Source organism: Prosthecobacter vanneervenii, from assembly GCF_014203095.1.
In the GTDB taxonomy this organism is placed as follows: domain Bacteria; phylum Verrucomicrobiota; class Verrucomicrobiia; order Verrucomicrobiales; family Verrucomicrobiaceae; genus Prosthecobacter; species Prosthecobacter vanneervenii.
Map to the genome: position 1 here is coordinate 316331 of NZ_JACHIG010000007.1, position 16864 is coordinate 333194.

Below are 16864 nucleotides of genomic sequence, written 5' to 3' on the forward strand. Positions count from 1 at the left end.
GGAGTATGACATTATGGAGATTATCCATGATAAAAATCCTCGCTGCATGGGTCGCGTTCAGCGCCACAGTTTTCGCCGGAACCCTGAACAAGGACGTGCTCTACGTCACGCAGGTTCCGGTGCCGGATGAGATTCTGAGCAGCAGCAATCATGACATCACACTGACGCGCATGAGCATCGCCAGTGCGATGCAGAATCCGCAGGCGACGCCGGAAAACGCGCCTCGTGGCGGTGCACTGTGGATCCGGTATGCGAATGGCACCCGACGCAATCTGACCAATGCCGCCGGCTATGGCGGTGCGGTGGACGCCAACTTTAACGCCACCGGATTCCAAGGGGCCAGCAGCATCGCGGTGGCGCACCCCTTCATGCATTGGAGCGGGACGAAGGCCATCTTTGCCATGGTGGTGGGCGCACCCACATCCACCTCCGACACCACGGTGTTTCACTGGCAGCTGTACGAGATCACCAACTTTGCCTCAGGCCAGACGCCCGTGATCACGCTGGTGAGCGGGCAGCCGACCAACTACAACAACGTCTATGCCTGCTACGACACGCAGGACCGCATCATCTTTGTCTCCGATGCTCCGCGCAATCTTGATGCCGCGCTTTATCCGCAGTTGGATGAATACCTGTCCCAGCCGACGAACACGGGGCTGTGGCGTCTGGACCGTGCGAATGGCAACGAGCTGGTGCAGATCGTGCACACGCCATCCGGGGCGTTTTCGCCCTTTATCGACAGCGCAGGGCGCGTCATCTTTGTGCAGTGGGACCACCTCTCCCGCGATGTCTTCGCCACCTATGACCGTGTGCCGAACACGAGCATTGGGGAAACGTGGACGCAGACCAGCAACGGGAACCGGACCTATGACAGTGAAGCGGCCAACTCCGGCTACACCGCAGGCACCACGGCCAACTACGCGACCTACAACAACTACCCTGAGCCGCGAAATTTTGACAAGACCGCACTCGCCGCCGGAGTGAACATCAACGGGCTTGCCTTCAACCAGTTCTTCCCGTGGGAGTGCCGCGAGGACGGCTCCAGCCATGAAGTGCAAAATCATGCGGGCAGACATGAGATCAGCCCCAGCTTCACCAAGAGCTTCACGGACGATCCTGTGCTGGTGAACTCGACGGCCACCGGCAACCGTACGGTGCACATGTTTAATGTGGTCGAAGATCCGGTGACGCCGGGCCGATTTTACGCCACGAGCATTCCGGAGTTTGGCACGCACTCAGCAGGCTCGCTGCTGAGCTATGATCTGGGCATCAGCACCAATCCGGATTCACTGACGCTGAATCTCGTGACTCCGTTTGTGAATGTGCCGAACACCGCGCTGGGGCAATCACCGCTGGGCTCGCCGGTGAGCATTTACCGCAATCCCACGCCGCTGAGCGACGGGACGCTGCTGGCGGTGCACACGCTGGCGGACCAGTATGACAACAACTCCGGTACGGCCACGAGTCCGAAGTCGCGCTATAGCTTCAGGCTGCGCATGCTGATCCTGTCTGGCGCGACGTATGTGGCGGATACTTCCAACAATCCCACGTCGCCGGCGAATGTGAGCCTCAGCTACATCGCGAACGGGCAGACGCTGACTTACTCGGGCGCGCCGTTGTGGGAGCTGGACCCCGTGGAGGTGCTGAACCGCAGCGCGTCAAAACCGGCGCAGCTAAACAGCGCCATCGCCAGTGTGGAGCAGGGCGTGTTTGACTCCGTGGGCGTGCACGCGCCGACGTTTCAGAATTATCTCAAGACGCGCAACCTGGCCGTGGTGGTAAACCGCAACTCCACCCACCGTGACGCCGCCGACAAGCAGCAGCCTTTCAATCTGAAGGTCTCATGGTCCTCCACGCAGACGCTGTCTTCCACGTATCAAAATGGGGATAAGATCTATGACATCGGCTATCTGCAGATCCTGCAGTCAGATGCCATCCGTGGCTACCAGCCTGCAGGTTTGCCTGCTGGTGGCTGGCCGGGGAGGCGCATCATGCCGATGCCGCTGCACCAAAACCTGTCTGAAATGCCGACGGTGCAGGGGACACCCAGCGGTGCGGTGAAGCTGGGGACGGATGGCTCGTGGGCGGCGGTGGTGCCCGCGCGGCGCGCAGTGAGCTGGCATCTCATGGACGGCACCGGGACCAAGAGCGTGATCAAGGAGCGCTACTGGGTCAACTTTGCCCCCGGCGAGGTGCGCACCTGCGCGGTGTGCCATGGGGTAAACACCAAGGATCAGGCCAACAATCTCGGCGTGCCGACCAATGCCCCTCAGGCTCTCGTTGATCTGCTGAACTTCTGGAAGGGCAACAACCCGCCCGGTGCCGTGCAGCATGCCAGCCCCAGCGCCATAGCACAGAAAAATGCAGGCACCGCATCACTGACCGTGACGCGCACCGGCGGCAGCACGGGCCCTGCGACGGTGAGCTACACGACCGCCAATGGTATCGCTACTGCTGGTGCCGACTACACCGCTGTCAGCGGTCTGCTGAGCTGGCTGGATGGCGATACCGCGCCGAAAACGATCAGCATCCCGGTGGCCAATACCGCGACTATTGGAGCGAGCAAAAACCTCAGCGTCACACTGAGCAGCCCGCTGTATGCCAGCCTGGGCGGCGCCACGACTGCGACGCTCACGATCAATGAGACACCTTTCAACGCCTGGCTTTACACCAATCTGGGGGCGGCGGGAGCGAATGCGCCCACGGCCGCACCTGCTGGAGACGCGGACAACGATGGGCTGGCGAATTTGGTGGAATATGCGCTTGGCAGTCTGCCAGGGAATGCGGCCTCGGCCAATGCTCCCACCAGCCGGCTGAATGGATCTCATCTCGAAATGACCTACACGAGCCAGCAGAGCGGTGTGACGTGCATTCCCGAAGTCTCCGGAGACCTGGTGACCTGGACCACCGACACCACCGATGTGACTCCAGGCGGCAGCCCGGCTGGCATGAAGGTCGTGCGTGACAATGTGGCCAGTACGGCGTCCTCATGGCGCTTTATCCGGCTGCGTGTGACCATGCCCTGAGTGAAATGGTGGCAAAAACGGGCTCACTGGGGGCGTAGGTTTGCCACCCCCTGATGAAGCTGACGTCTGTTGTTCTTTTTTCCGCCCTCGCCGTGACCGCTCGCGGTGCGGAGCGTGTGCTCAGGTTTGAAAAAGACGTGCGCCCCATCGTCAAGGCGCACTGCACCCACTGCCATGGCGAGGAGGAAAAGCCAGAGGGCGGTGTGGACCTACGCCTGCGCCGCTTCATGGATCAGAAGCTGGATGGAGGCAGCCAGGTCGTCGTGGCCGGGCATCCGGAGCAGAGCGAGCTCGTGCGCCTGATCAAAAACGGCGAGATGCCCAAGAAGGGCAAGCAGCTCTCCGCGGCGGAGCTGGAGACCATCGAAAAATGGATCGCGCAGGGTGCGAAGACGGCCAAGCCGGAGCCGATGGCGCTCGCGCCGGGACCGATTATTTCGGACGATGACCGTGAATACTGGGCCTTCCAGCCTGTGAAGCGCCCCGCCGTGCCCAAGGACGTGGACAACCGCAAGGTGCGCACGCCGGTGGATGCCTTTCTGCTGAAGTCGATGACCAAGCAGGGGCTCAGCTTTGCGCCTGAGGCCGACCGCCGCACGCTGATCCGCCGCGTGACGCTGGACCTCACCGGCCTGCTGCCAACGCCGCAGGAGGTGGAGGCCTTTGTGAATGACCAATCTTCGCTGGCCTATGAGCAGCTGGTGGAACGGCTGCTGGCCTCCAAGAACTACGGCGAGCGCTGGGCGCGCCACTGGCTGGATGTGGTGGGCTACGCCGACTCCAACGGCTACTCCGAGGCCGACTCAGTGCGCCCGCAGGCCTGGCGCTACCGCGACTACGTCATCCGTGCCATGAATGCGGACAAGCCCTGGGATGAGTTTATCCAGGAGCAGCTGGCCGGAGATGAACTGGCAGGCGCCACGCACGCAGACTACCAGCAGGCGGTGCTGGACCCGCATCGCACCGACCAGCTCATCGCCACCGCCTTCCTGCGCATGGCTCCGGATGGCACCGGGGACGCACCGGATGATGCCAAGCTGGCCAAGAACCAGGTCATCGCGGAGCAGATGAAGGTCATGACCTCGTCGCTCATGGGACTGACAGTGGCCTGCGCGCAGTGCCATGACCACCGCTATGACCCCATCACCCAGGTGGACTACTACCGCCTGCGCGCCGTGCTGGATCCTGCCTACAACTGGGAGGCCTGGCGTGCGCCCGCTCAGCGCCTTTACTCCCTCTATTCTCCGCAGGAGCGCGCCAAGGCCGCCGAGATCGAGGTGAAGGCCAAGGAGATCGAGGCTGAAGCCCGCGCGATGAGCAAAAAGTTCCTGGATGAGATCTTTGAGGTCGAGATCAAGAAGGTGCCCGAGGCCGAGCAGGCCGCCTTCCGGGTGGCTCGTGACACGCCTGTGGCCAAGCAGACGCCGGAGCAGAAAGCGCTGATCAAAAAATATCCCTCCGCGCTCGCCACATATTCGCTGAATCTCTACGATCAGAAGAAGCAGGACATCGTGGACGCGAAGATGGCCGAGGCCAAAAAGCTGCGGGACACGAAACCGGTCGAGGGCTTTGTGATGGCGCTGACGGAAGTGAAGGGGCAGGTGCCGGCGACCAAGCTTTTCAATCGTGGTGATCATGATCAGCCCAAGCAGGCGCTGACTCCGGGAGAGCTCAGCATCCTGGCCAGTCCGCAGATCGAGCCCTTCAAGCCGGTGCCCGTGAGCAGCGGATCCAGCGGCCGACGTTTGGCCTATGCGCAGTGGCTGACCAGCGGCAAGCATCCGCTCACGGCACGTGTGCTGGTGAACCGCTTCTGGATGAACCACATGGGCCGCGGCATCGTGAACACGCCGGGAGATTTTGGCCGCCAGGGCGAGCTGCCCACACATCCGGAGCTGCTCGACTACCTGGCTGATGAGTTTGTGAAAAGCGGCTGGAAGCTCAAGCCTCTGCATCGCCTCATTCTCCTGAGCAGCGCGTACCGCCAGTCTTCTGTGAATCAGGCCTCGCTGCAGGCTGATCTCGAAAACAGGTTCTACGCGCGTTTCAAGCTGCGCCGTCTCGATGCTGAGACGCTGCGGGACTCCATGCTGGCCGTCACCGGCACGCTGGTGCAGTCAAGCTATGGCCCGCCCAGCGGCATCGGCCGCGATGCCCAGGGGCGAGTCATCACGGGCATCGACAAGAGCACCATCACCGTGAACAAGGTCGATCCCGGTGGTGCGGATGATTTCCGCCGCTCCATATACGTGCAGGTGCGCCGCAGCAAGCCAGTCACCGTTCTAGATACCTTTGATGCGCCGATCATGACGCCCAACTGCGAGCTACGTGCACAGACCACCGTGGCACCGCAGTCGTTGCTGCTCATGAATGACACCTTCGTGCTCGACAGCTCGCGCCGTCTGGCAGACCGGCTGGAGGCTGCGGCACCTGGCAACCGTGTGGAGCAGATCAAGCGCGTGTGGGAGCTGCTTTTTGGCAAGCCCGCGTCGCAGGCCGATGTGACCCGTGGCATCGCCTACCTGGATGAGCAGACCAAGGCGCTCACGCAGTATCATCACGACATCCAGCATCCGAAAGGTGTCGTGCCCAATCCGCCGCAGGAGGCCATGGCCAGCTTCTGCCAGATCCTCTGCAGCTCAAACCGCTTTCTCTACGTCGAATAATGAACCGCCCCCAGCTCTGCTCCCGCCGTCATTTCCTGCACGCCAATGGCTACAGCCTCGGCACGCTGGCGCTCGCCTCGCTGCTTGAGCGGGACGGCCTGCTCGCCGCCCCAGTGAAGCCTGAGAGCATCACGGGCGAGACACGGTACGACCTCACGCCGAAAAAGCCGCACTTTGAGCCGCGCGCCAAGGCCATGATCTCCCTCTTCATGATGGGTGGGCCTTCGCAGATGGATCTCTTTGATCCCAAGCCGATGCTCACCAAGTATCACGGGCAGAAATTTCCTGGAGAGATCAAGTATGACAACCTCGCGCAGGCTTCCTCGAAGTGCTTTGGCTCGCCGTGGAAGTTTGCCAAACAGGGGCAATGTGGCATGGAGATCAGCGAGCTGCTGCCAAACCTGAGCAAGGTGGTGGATGAGATCACGCTCATCCGCTCCATGACCTCCGGTGTGAGCAATCATGCGCAGGGTCTCTATGCCATGAATGCGGGACGCATCACCGCGGGCCGCCCTGCGCTGGGCTCCTGGCTCACCTACGGTCTGGGCAGCGAGACGGATGAACTGCCCGCCTACATGGTGCTCTCTCATCCCGGTGGTCTGCCCACCTTCAGCGGTGAGCATTTTACCAATGGCTGGCTGCCCGCGCTCTTTCAGGGCACGCTGGTGCGCGCCACGGAGCCGCGCATTCTCAATCTCGATCCTCCTGCCTCGCTTGCAGGTGCGCCACAGAAACGCCAGCTCGATCTGCTGCGGGCTTTCAATGAGGACCACCTCTCGGCTCATCCTGGTGAGCTCGACCTGCAGGCGCGCATCTCCAGCTACGAACTCGCCGCCAAGATGCAGACCGCTGCCAAGGAGGCGCTCGATATTTCGAAGGAACCAGAGTACGTCCGGAAACTTTACGGCGTGGACAATCCGATCACCAAGGACTACGCCACGCGCTGCATCATCGCGCGCCGTCTGGTGGAGCGTGGTGTGCGCTACGTGCAGGTGCTCAATGCCGGGCAGTCGTGGGACCAGCACGGCTCTCTCATCACCGCCCTGCCAAAAAACTGCGAGGCGACCGATCAGCCCAGTGCGGCGCTGCTCATCGACCTCAAGCAACGCGGTCTGCTGGACACCACCGTCGTCCACTGGGGCGGTGAGATGGGCCGCCTGCCGGTGCTGCAAAACGACGCCGGACGCGAGAAGTGGGGCCGCGACCACAACACCTACGGTTTCAGCATGTGGATGGCCGGTGGCGGCTTCAAAAAAGGCTACGTGCATGGCGAGACCGATGAATTTGGACACAAGGCCATCATCGACGAAGTGAAGCACTACGACTACCACGCCACGCTGCTCAAGACCTTCGGTCTCGACCACACCAAGCTCACCTACAAGCGCAACGGCCTCGCCGCCTCGCTGACGGACAACCAGGGCGCGAAGGTGGTGGATCAACTGCTGGCCTAGTCTTTTGCTCAGCACTCATCCCGCATGACCGCCGCACCGAACCCACTCCATCGTTCGGCGGTCTGGAAGTGGACCATCTGCGGTCTGCTGCTGCTGGCCTCGGCCATCAATTACATGGACCGCCAGACGCTGGCGAACGCGGCGGTGCGCATCACGAAGGAGTTCCGTCTTTCGCAGGAGCAGTATGGACACATTGAGGCTGTCTTTGCCTACGCCTTTGCGGCGGGGTCTATCGTCTTCGGCTGGGCGGCGGATCGTTTTTCCGTGCGCTGGCTGTATGCCATCGTGCTGACGATGTGGTCGCTGGCCGGGCTGGCGACGGGCTTTGTGCACACTGAGCAGGAGCTGCTGTGGTGCCGCATGGCGTTGGGTTTCTTTGAGGCTGGTCACTGGCCCTGCGGCATACGTACCACGCGTGCGCTGCTGGACGCCCGGGAGCGCTCCTTTGGCAACAGCGTGCTGCAGAGCGGCACCTCGGTGGGTGCCATCATCACGCCGTTGATCATGAGCGCGCTCATGACGTCCGAGCTCAGCAGCTGGCGCACAGCTTTCCAGGTCGTGGGAATCACCGGTTTTGGCTGGCTGGTGCTGTGGTTTGCGCTGGTGCGCAGTGCGGATCTGCCTGCGCCTGGGCGGGATGAGAAGTCAGCGCAAGCAGAAGGCGCGGGAATTTGGAGCCCGGTCTTTATCCGGCGCATGCTGATCGTCTTTGTGGTCATCGCCTGCATCAACACCACCTGGCAGATTCTGCGGGCATGGTTGCCGAAAATTCTGCAGGAAGGGCGTGGCTATTCTGAGGCGGAGACGCTGTGGTTCACCTCGGCGTGGTATCTTGCCACGGATGTCGGCTGCATTGGCGCTGGGGCGCTCGCTGTTTGGCTGGGGCGTGGCCGGATGTCTGTGCATGCCGCACGCGTGATCGTTTTTGCTAGTTGTGGGCTGCTTTGTGTTTCTTGCGCTCTCACGCCGTGGCTGGCGCATGGCTGGGGCCTGCTGGCGGTCTTCATGCTCGCGGGAGCCGGTGCACTGGGGGTGTTCCCGCTTTATCATGCCTTCACGCAGGATCTGTCGGGACGGCATCAGGGGAAGATCACCGGCATCGCTGGAGTCGTGGCCTGGATGCTGCCAGCGCAGGCGCAGCAGTTCTTTGGCAGGCTGGCGGATCGTACGCACTCGTTTGATCAAGGGCTGATGCTGGCCTCCTGCCTGCCGCTCATCGCGGTGGTACCGCTGTGGCTGTTTTGGGAAAGCAAATCTGACACACCTTCATCCTCCTCATGAGCACCCTATCCTGGACCCGTCGTTCCTTTCTCATGGCAGGCGCTGCCGCAGCGGCCGCCGCCCATGCTGCTCCAGCAACTGGCCGCAAAAAGATCGCGCTCATCGCCACGGTGATGTTCAAGAACTCGCATGCGATGCACTTCGTGGACCGCCTTGCCATTGGCTATGTCTGGGCGGGAGAGTGGCTGCCGCCGCGCACGGATCTCGTCTCGCTCTATGTTGCACAATTTCCTGAGACCGACCTCGCGAGGGGGCGTTCGGAGCGCTACCACATCCCCATTTATTCGAGCATCGCTGAAGCGCTGACCCTTGGCACCGGGAAGCTGGCTGTGGATGGAGTCGTCCTCATCGGGGAACACGGCCAGTATCCTGAAAACGAAAAAGGGCAGACGCTTTACCCGCGCTACGAATTCTTCAAAGAGATCGTCAAAGTCTTCGAGGCCAGCGGTCGCAGCGTGCCGGTCTTCAACGACAAGCATCTCTCCACCGAATGGAGCAAGTGCACCGAGATGGTGGCCGATGCGAAGCGGCTCAGCTTTGCCTTCCTGGCGGGTTCTTCATTGCCTGTAACGCGACGCCTGCCTGCGGTGGACATTCCATGGGGTACGCCGCTCTCGGAGAGCGTGGCAGTCGGCTACGGCGGCATCGAGAAATACGACTACCACGGTCTCGAAACGGCGCAGTGCATGTCTGAGCGCCGCCGTGATGGCGAGGTGGGCGTCAAAAGTGTACTGGCCCTGCGCGGAGAAAAAATGTGGGCGCATGCGGCCACGCGGAAGAACACGCAGCGCCTGCTAGCCGCTGCCCTCTCCCGCAGCCGCACGTGGCCTGTGGAGGGGTATCCGCTGGAGCCCGTCAGCTTTGACTGGGCGCGCAAGGTTTTCCCGGATGCCTTTGCCTACTTCATCGAGCATCGCGACGGCTTCCATACGACGCTCTTCATGCTGCCGGTGCGCGACTTCAACTACGCGGGACTCAACAGCGAAACCGGGCAAATTACCTCCTGCCAGATGTTTCTGCCTATGCCGGGATCCAGCTCCACGACGGCGGACTTTTTCAATCCGCTGATTCATCATATTGAGGACATGATTTTGGAGAATCGTGCGCCTTATCCTGTGGAGCGCACGCTGCTGACCTCGGGCGTGCTGATTGCCGCCGTAGAGTCGCTCTATCGAAAGGGCGAGGTCATCCAGACTCCGGAGCTGGATGTCAAATACACCGTGCCCAAGGAGTCGCTCTACTGGCGTGAATAGACCTTCATCGGCTGCATCGCTGGTTGCAGCGGGGGCGGTGGCGTGAGAAAACATGGGTGTGACTCCCGCCCTGTCTTCCACACTTGCCGCATCACTGGCTGCGTTTGCGCCTGATGCGTCTGAGCAGAGTGTCTGGATCGAGTTCATGGACACGCTCACGCTCGCGCCTGGAGAGGTGCTGTTTCGCAAGGGAGATGCTGCTGATGCGATGTTTCTCATCGAGTCAGGCACGCTGGCGGTGGTGCTGGAGGTGGAGGGTGCGGGACGTGCCGAACTGCGCAGGCTGGGGCCCGGGCAGTTTTTGGGAGAGATGGCGCTGTATCGTTCCGAGCCGCGAACTGCCACGGTGGAGGCGGTCAGTGCGGTCAAGCTGTGGCGTCTGACTGCGGCCCGGCTGCGAGAAGCGGAGAGCCTGCATCCGCAGCTGGCCGTGGCGCTGCACCGGCATGTGGCCTCGCTCATCTCCGAGCGCGTGGTCTTCAGCAACATGGAGCTCAAGCAGCCGCTGGCCCGCCTCGCGCATGCGTTGCGCGGTCTGGCAGCCAGCGATTTTTCCTCCACCGGCTGGGACCGTTCTGGCGTGGCCAAAGAGGCGCTGCGCAGCGATGAGGTGGGCTCTGTGGCGCAGGCCATGGAGTTTCTGGCGGACCGCTTGCAGGAGCACATCGCCGCGCTGCAGCAGCAGACCGCCGCGCGTGAGGCCATCGAGAGCGAGCTGCGAATTGCGGGGCAGATTCAATTCAGTTTGCTGCCGCCACCGCTCACCACTGCTGAACAGCAGCGAGTGGACTTTGCCTCCTTCATCCAACCGGCACGCGAGGCGGGCGGTGATCTCTATGATGGCTTCTTCCTGCCGGACGGGCGTTTCTTCACTCTTGTGGGAGATGTGTCAGGGAAGGGGGTGTCTGCCGCTGTCTTCATGGCCCTGGCGGCAATGGCAGTACGCACTCTCGCACGAGAGGTGCGCGATCCCGGAGAGCTGCTGGCGCAGGTGAACCGCTTGCTGTGCGAGCGCAATGAAACCATGCAATTTGTCACTGCCTGTGCGGTCTTTTTTGATCCAGCCACTGGAGATTTAACCTGGGCTAATGCCGGGCATCCGCTGGCTGCCGTCATTTCAGACGCAGGTGACCTTGCCTGGCTGGAGGGGCCGCGCGCCGCGCCGCTGGGTGTGTTTGAAGAGACGGTGTATGCCACGCAGCAGCGCAAGCTGGCACTGCATGAAACGCTGCTCGTGTATTCAGACGGAGTGTCGGAGGCACAGGATCCGAAGGATGCCCTCTTTGGCAGTGCAGGCATCCAGCAGTGTCTGGCAGGTGGTGCTGTGTCTGGCAGCGCGCAGCTCGTGCAGCGTGTCGTTTCGGCGGTGCTCGCGCATCAGGCCGAGGCACCGCAGGCGGATGACATCACGCTCGTGGCGCTACGCCGAGTGCTGTGAGCAGCCCTGAAATTTGGAAGACCTCGTGCACGGCGGGGGAGAGGTCTGTGAAGCGTGCTTCTCCTCCACCTGCCTTGAGCTTCTTTGCGGCGATGATAAAGATGCGCAGGCCGGCGCTGCTCACGTAGTCCAAGCTCGATAGATCAAACGTGAGCGTTCGCACGCCCGAGGTGATCAGCGCGCTGACCAGCCGCTCCAGATCAGGGCTGGAGAGGCCATCCAGGCGGCCGCTGAGAGTCAGCGTGGCAGAGGCAGCCAGTCTGGAGGCCGCGATGCTCATGCTGGCTGCGGCTCCGGCGGCACGTCCCAGCTGGCGTTCAATGGTGAATATATTCTGTCCGTCGCGGTGCTCATAAAAACACACGTCCATCAGCTTCCGCACCAGATGCACGCCCAGCCCGCCCACAGGCCGTGCTTCCAGCGGAAGGCTGGTGTTAACCTCGGGTCTGGCCAGCGGATTGTAGGCAGGGGCGGCATCGGTCACGGAGGCGCGGATGCGGTCTGCGGCCAAGGCTTCGATCTGCACGCTCAGCGAGCGCGTGGCGTTTCCCTGATAACCATGCGTGATCACATTCGTGACGATCTCCTCCAGCGCCAGATGCAGCGCGGAGACATCCGTCGCGCCGATGCTCATGCGGGTGCTGAAGTCATCGATCATCGTCATCACCCGTGCCAGCTCGGCGAGATCTGCGGCGATGGTGAGGCTCTGTGTTGGCGCAGGCACAGCGGTATTAGATGTAGAGCTCGTTGAGTATGGCGGCGGCGCTTTCATCCAGCAGCTCGCGGCGGCGAACCTCGTCAAAGCGGTCCAGCAGATCCTCGGGCCGCAGGCGCTTTTTCTCTGCGCCACGGATGTCATGCAGCACCTGCCCGCGGTGCATCATGATGATGCGATCGCCCAGGCTCACGGCCTGCTGCATCGAGTGCGTGACCATCAGCGTGGTCAGCTTGTCGCGTTGGATCACTTCATCGCTGAGCTGAATGACCTGGTCCGCGCTCTTGGGGTCCAGTGCCGCCGTGTGCTCATCCAGCAGAAGAAGTTCGGGCTTCAGCCACGTGGCCATCAGCAGGGTCAGCGCCTGACGCTGGCCGCCGGAGAGGGAGCCGATGGCGTTGTCCAGCCGGTCTTCAAGACCCATCTTCAGGGTGGCGATGCGCTCGCGCAGCGGCTGCATGAGATTCGGAGCCAGGGCCCAGCCCAGGCCGCGTGACTGCCCGCGTCTGCAGGCGAGCGCAAAGTTTTCAGCGATGGACATCGTCGGTGCAGTGCCGCTGAAGGGATTTTGAAACACGCGACCAATCAGCCGCGCACGCTTGTGCTCCGGCCATTTTGTCACGTCATGCCCTGCGAGCTCGATGCTGCCTTCATCGACATAGAAGGAACCCGCCACCGCGTTCAGCAGCGTGGATTTGCCCGAGCCGTTCATGCCGAGCACGATCACAAACGAGCCGGGCTCGATGGTCAGGTCCACACCCCGCAGCGCGCGGACTTCATTGACCGTGCCGGTGTGGAAAGTTTTGCGGATGCCGGAAAGCGCGAGCATGGCGGGTCAGGTGGCGGAGGTGGGCCTGCGTTTGCAGCGTTCGATGAAGCCGGGCAGCACGAGCGCTGCAAAAACAAACAGCGCGGTGATGAGCTTGAGGTCGTTTGGGTTCAAGCCCCAGCGCAGCGCGATGGCGACGAGCAGGCGGAACAGCACCGAGCCCATGATCGCGCCGATGATATTCATGCCGAGGCTGCGTGTGCCTGTCAGCGCCTCGCCGATGATCACGCTGGCCAACCCCCACACCACCATGCCGATGCCCATCTGCGCGTCTGCAAAGCCCTGGTACTGCGCCAGCAGCGCGCCGGAGAGGGCCACAAAGCCGTTTGAGAGCGCCAGGCCGAGGATGATGTTGCCCTCCACATTGGCACCCAGCGCGCGGATCATCTGGGCGTTGTCGCCCGTGGCACGCATGGCGGTGCCAATCTGCGTGCGGAAGAAGGCGAACATCGCAGCGCCAGCGGCGGAGCTGAAGACGAGCGCCAGGAAGAGCACCGCTGCATCCGCCGCAGCCACCGGCCAGCCGAGGATGTGGATGGTTTTCCCGCCTGCTAGCCATTCGCCAAGCCTCTCGCCGTAGCTCGCCAGCGTGGTGGCCTGCATCAGCGGCACATTGCTGCGACCCATGATGTGCAGGTTGACCGAGTACAGCGCGGTCATCACCAGAATGCCGGAGAGCAGCGAGTTGATCTTGAACTTGGTGTGCAGCACGCCCGTGACCGCGCCTGCTGCAGCGCCGCCCAGCGCGCCCGCCATCGTGGCCAGCAGCGGGTTCACTCCTTTGACCAGCAGCACCGCTGCGATGGCCGCGCCGAGTGTGATGGAGCCGTCTGTGGTGATGTCTGGCATAGAAAAGATGCGAAACGACACCAGAACCCCCAGCGCCAAAAGCGCCAGGTTGAGGCCGATGATCAATGCGCCAATGAGAAGAGTCATGCGTCAGGTGATGATGGGTGCTGTCCAGACGGCGCCGCGGTAGAATTCGCTTTCGCCTGCGCCGTTGAATCCACGCGGATCGGAGATCAGGTGCAGCACGCTCTGAAGAGCCTGCCCGTCGAAGAGGCTCGTCACAGCAGGCTGCAAATCGATGCGCCCCTTGCGAAGCGGGCGGTAGGGAAAGACCGCCGCATGCAGATGGCCCAGCAGATCCGTGCCACGAGCCAACGGACGCAGCAGTGCGTCAAAAGCAGAACCCGGCCTGGCGATCACGCCGACTACGAGCGAGGTGCTGTCTCGGAACGACCGCTCGCTGGTGAAGGAAAGCCAGTCGCGGATCTGCGGAAAGCCGAAGCGCTCATTCGCTGCGCCTGCTTCAGATGCCGGAGACTGACGCAAAGACGCGCCGACGAGCCCCGCCGTCTCTGTCACCGCCACGACCACCGCTGCGTTTGCACCGCTGGATTCCAGCGCCGTCTGCATCAGCTCGGTGAGGCCGCTGCGACGGTCTTCGTCATTGGCCTCAAAGCGCAGCAGGGAGCTGAAGGAACCCTGAGCGGACAGGCCGAGCACGAGCTGCCCTTCTGGAACGAGAGCACCTTCACTCAGCATGAAGTCAGGGCGGCTGGAGCCGTCCGCAGGCTGGAAGGCCGCCACACCTGCCACCGCCAGCAGTTCGCCACAGCGCGCGGCGTTTTCGGCGAAGCTGCCGCCCAGTGCGCCCACGCCGAGCGCCACCGTGGCTGCATCGAAGCGTCTTGTGGTAGGCTGTGCGCCGCCGCAGCCACGGGCCAGCGTTGCGGGCTCGCCCACGGTCTCGATTTTCATGCCGCTGCCCCCGAGCGGGAAGAGCTCATACGCTGCGCTTGGAGATGCCAGCTTTTTACCGGCATCCTCGGTGGCTGCTGCGACGGTCTCCGAGGTGATGAGCATCTGCAAACCGGAAAGCTCCAGCACCGAGCGCACCGCCTCAGATGGACGGATGACGCCAAAGAGACCGTTGATGGCGCGCAGCTGCTTGTGGCAGGCCAGCAGCACGCGGATGCCTGCGGAGCTGATGTAGCTGACCGCGCTCATGTCCAGATGCAGGCGGTGCTCGCCGTCGCGCACGGTGGCGGAGAGCGCGGATTCCACGTGGTTGCACCAGTTGGCATCCAGCCGCCCCGCGAGGCGCAGGATGATCAGATCACCGGAAGTTTGGCGGGAGATTTCCATGAGTCACTGGTTCACTTTGTCCGCCTGCTTGAGCAGTTCCAGCGGCAGGGTCATGCCCACGGCGGCGGCATTGGCTGGGCTGGTGCTGAAAAACACACGCGGCGGCAGGATGAAGGGCATCTTTGCCACATCCTCGCCACGGATCACACGCTCGATCATCTCCACCGTGACTTCGCCTGTATTGTAGTAGTCGCGGCCCATGGCAATCGCCGCGCCCAGCGGGACGGTGGTGCTGTTCAGGCTGATGAGCGGCTTCTGCGTCTGACGCGCCGCCTTGGTGATCGCATTGAATCCGGTGCTGCTCAGGTTGTCGGAGATCTGCACCACCGCATCAATGGGCCGTGACACAAGAGAGAGAGCCGCATCGGCCAAGTCGCTGGAAGTGTTCACCGCCACGCATTCGAGGGTGAGGCCGTGGTCTTTGCAGAGCTTTTCAAAGGATTCTTTCAGATCGACGGAGTTTGCCTCCGCCGGGCAGAACAGCGTGCCGAGTCTTTTGTACTGTGGGAAGTTTTTCAGGATCATCGCCATCGCCTCCTCCACCGGAGCCAGTACGGATACGCCGGTGATGTTGGGCAGATGGTCCGTGTAGCTTTTTCCTGCGCCTGCGACGATGGGATTGGCGATCAGCGAGAACACCACGGGCGTCTGCTTTACCTTTTGCACGGCTGTTTGCAGGGAGGGTGTGGAGAGCGGTACGATGATGTCGGCATTCTCCGTCAGCACCGCGTCAAAGATGCCGCTCAGGGAGGCGATGTCCCCCTGCGCGCAGCGATAGCTGACGGTGTAGTCCTTGCCCTCCACCAGCTTGCTGCGCTTCCATGCAGCCTTCATGCCGGCAGAGGTGTCTTCGGAGGGGCCGGACTCGATGTAGTTCACGATGGCGATTTTCCACTTTTTCCCTTTGGGGTTTGGCACCTCAGCGGCTGCGGCCACATGCTCCACGCCGTTTGCATCAATGGCGATCTTCGCGCGCTTCACCATCTCTTCCGGGATCTTCCATGATCCTTTCAATCCCTGGGTCGCCTGTGCATTCACCGCCAGCATCTCAGGCATCACATTGACGATGGGCACGCTGCCCGGCTTGCGGCCATTGAGCACTTCGCCCGCGAGGCTGCCTGCCAGACGGCCCACTTCGAGGTAGTCTGCACCCAGATCAAACAGCGCGCCCTTTTTCACATTTGGGGGAATGACGGTGAAGGCAGGCACGCCGCCTTTTCTGGCGGTGGCGATCAGGCTTTCGGCGGCAGTCATCACTGTCACATCACCACCCATCCACAGGGCCTCCGCACCGCGTGCCACCAGAGCCGACGCCGCCTCGGCGACGCCGGAGGAATTGTCCACCGTGGATTCTATCAGCTCGATGCCCAGATCTTTGCAAACCACACGCGCCAGCTTCACCTGCGCCTCGGAGTTGGCCTCTGCTGCATTCCACACGACGCCCACTTTTTTCAAGGCGGGGTTCATCTCGCGTGCGGCTTTGAACGCCTGTGAGATCGGCTGCATCGTGCCAAAGCCTGCGAGATGCGCCGGATGCTCCAGCGGGTTGGTCTTGCTCACGCCCACGCCTGCCACCGAGGGGTCTGACACCAGCGCAAACACATGCGGCGTGCCACCCGCCTTGTTGGCGTTTGCCACCGCCTGCAGAGACACCGTGCTGATCGTCATCAGAAGATCATAGCCGCCACCGGCCATCTCTTTGGCGATGGTCTGTGACACCGCATTGTCGCCCTCGGCGTTGTATAGCTTGAGCTCCAGGTTTTTGCCCTGCTCCCAGCCTTGATCCTTCAGCCCCTTGATCATGCCTTCACGCCCTTGGTCCAGGATCGCCTGGGAGGCATGCTGAAGCAGCGCCACGCGCATGGTCCGACCCGGCTTGGGTGCCGTCGTGCTTTTCACGCGCGACCCGAGGTCGGACAGCAGCAGCACGCTGGCAGCGGCCATGATCAAAAAGATGCCCAGCAGGAGGCGACGGAGAGTGTGAACCATCGGTCGCTACCAAGAGCAGGAAGCAGACGCAGTTCAACGCGATTTCCTTAATCCGACGTGTTTGA

At 62.3% G+C, this 16864-nt stretch carries 11 protein-coding genes; 6 read left to right on the top strand and 5 right to left on the bottom strand.

What is annotated here, in order from left to right; translation table 11 throughout:
• Window positions 1-26: 26 nt before the first annotated feature.
• Genes HNQ65_RS17235 through HNQ65_RS17260 form a run of 6 tightly spaced genes read left to right on the top strand, consistent with a single transcriptional unit; the run spans window position 27 to window position 11115 of the window.
• Window positions 27-3026 (top strand): Calx-beta domain-containing protein, encoded by a 3000-nt coding sequence (locus HNQ65_RS17235; RefSeq protein ID WP_184341186.1) that lies wholly within the window; start codon window positions 27-29, stop codon window positions 3024-3026.
• A 53-nt stretch (window positions 3027-3079) separates the two neighbouring features.
• Complete coding sequence (locus HNQ65_RS17240; protein ID WP_184341188.1) at window positions 3080-5692, top strand: PSD1 and planctomycete cytochrome C domain-containing protein; 2613 nt, start codon at window positions 3080-3082, stop codon at window positions 5690-5692.
• Window positions 5692-7143 carry a DUF1501 domain-containing protein gene (locus HNQ65_RS17245; RefSeq protein WP_184341190.1) on the top strand — a complete coding sequence of 484 codons (1452 nt, stop codon included), beginning with the start codon at window positions 5692-5694 and terminating at the stop codon, window positions 7141-7143. Before HNQ65_RS17240 ends, HNQ65_RS17245 begins: the two co-directional genes overlap by 1 nt.
• Window positions 7144-7167: 24 nt before the next feature.
• Window positions 7168-8424: an MFS transporter gene (locus tag HNQ65_RS17250; protein WP_184341192.1), complete on the top strand. Its 1257-nt coding sequence runs from the start codon at window positions 7168-7170 to the stop codon at window positions 8422-8424.
• Window positions 8421-9677: a hypothetical protein gene (locus HNQ65_RS17255; RefSeq protein WP_221306200.1), complete on the top strand. Its 1257-nt coding sequence runs from the start codon at window positions 8421-8423 to the stop codon at window positions 9675-9677. The genes HNQ65_RS17250 and HNQ65_RS17255 overlap by 4 nt, the downstream gene beginning before the upstream one ends.
• 52 nt (window positions 9678-9729) lie before the next feature.
• A complete protein-coding gene (locus tag HNQ65_RS17260) occupies window positions 9730-11115 on the top strand; it encodes a PP2C family protein-serine/threonine phosphatase (protein WP_184341195.1) in 1386 nt (461 codons plus the stop codon).
• On the opposite strand, the gene HNQ65_RS26585 is transcribed toward HNQ65_RS17260, so the two are convergent.
• From HNQ65_RS26585 to HNQ65_RS17290, 5 genes are read right to left on the bottom strand one after another with little or no spacing between them, the layout of a single operon-like run.
• Window positions 11084-11839, bottom strand: coding sequence for an anti-sigma factor antagonist (locus HNQ65_RS26585; protein ID WP_221306201.1), 756 nt, complete (start codon window positions 11837-11839; stop codon window positions 11084-11086). The two genes, HNQ65_RS17260 and HNQ65_RS26585, sit on opposite strands and share 32 nt — an antisense overlap.
• Before the next feature lie 7 nt (window positions 11840-11846).
• Entirely contained in the window at window positions 11847-12659 is an 813-nt protein-coding gene (locus HNQ65_RS17275) for an ABC transporter ATP-binding protein (RefSeq protein ID WP_184341197.1), read from the bottom strand.
• 6 nt (window positions 12660-12665) lie between these two features.
• On the bottom strand, window positions 12666-13595 hold the full coding sequence (locus HNQ65_RS17280) for an ABC transporter permease (protein WP_184341199.1): 930 nt from the start codon (window positions 13593-13595) through the stop codon (window positions 12666-12668).
• Window positions 13596-13598: 3 nt separating this feature from the next.
• The gene (locus HNQ65_RS17285; protein ID WP_184341201.1) at window positions 13599-14810 is read right to left on the bottom strand and encodes an STAS domain-containing protein; all 1212 of its coding nucleotides are present in this window, start codon (window positions 14808-14810) and stop codon (window positions 13599-13601) included.
• A 3-nt stretch (window positions 14811-14813) separates the two neighbouring features.
• A complete protein-coding gene (locus HNQ65_RS17290; protein WP_184341203.1) occupies window positions 14814-16799 on the bottom strand; it encodes an ABC transporter substrate-binding protein in 1986 nt (661 codons plus the stop codon).
• Window positions 16800-16864 lie beyond the last annotated feature (65 nt).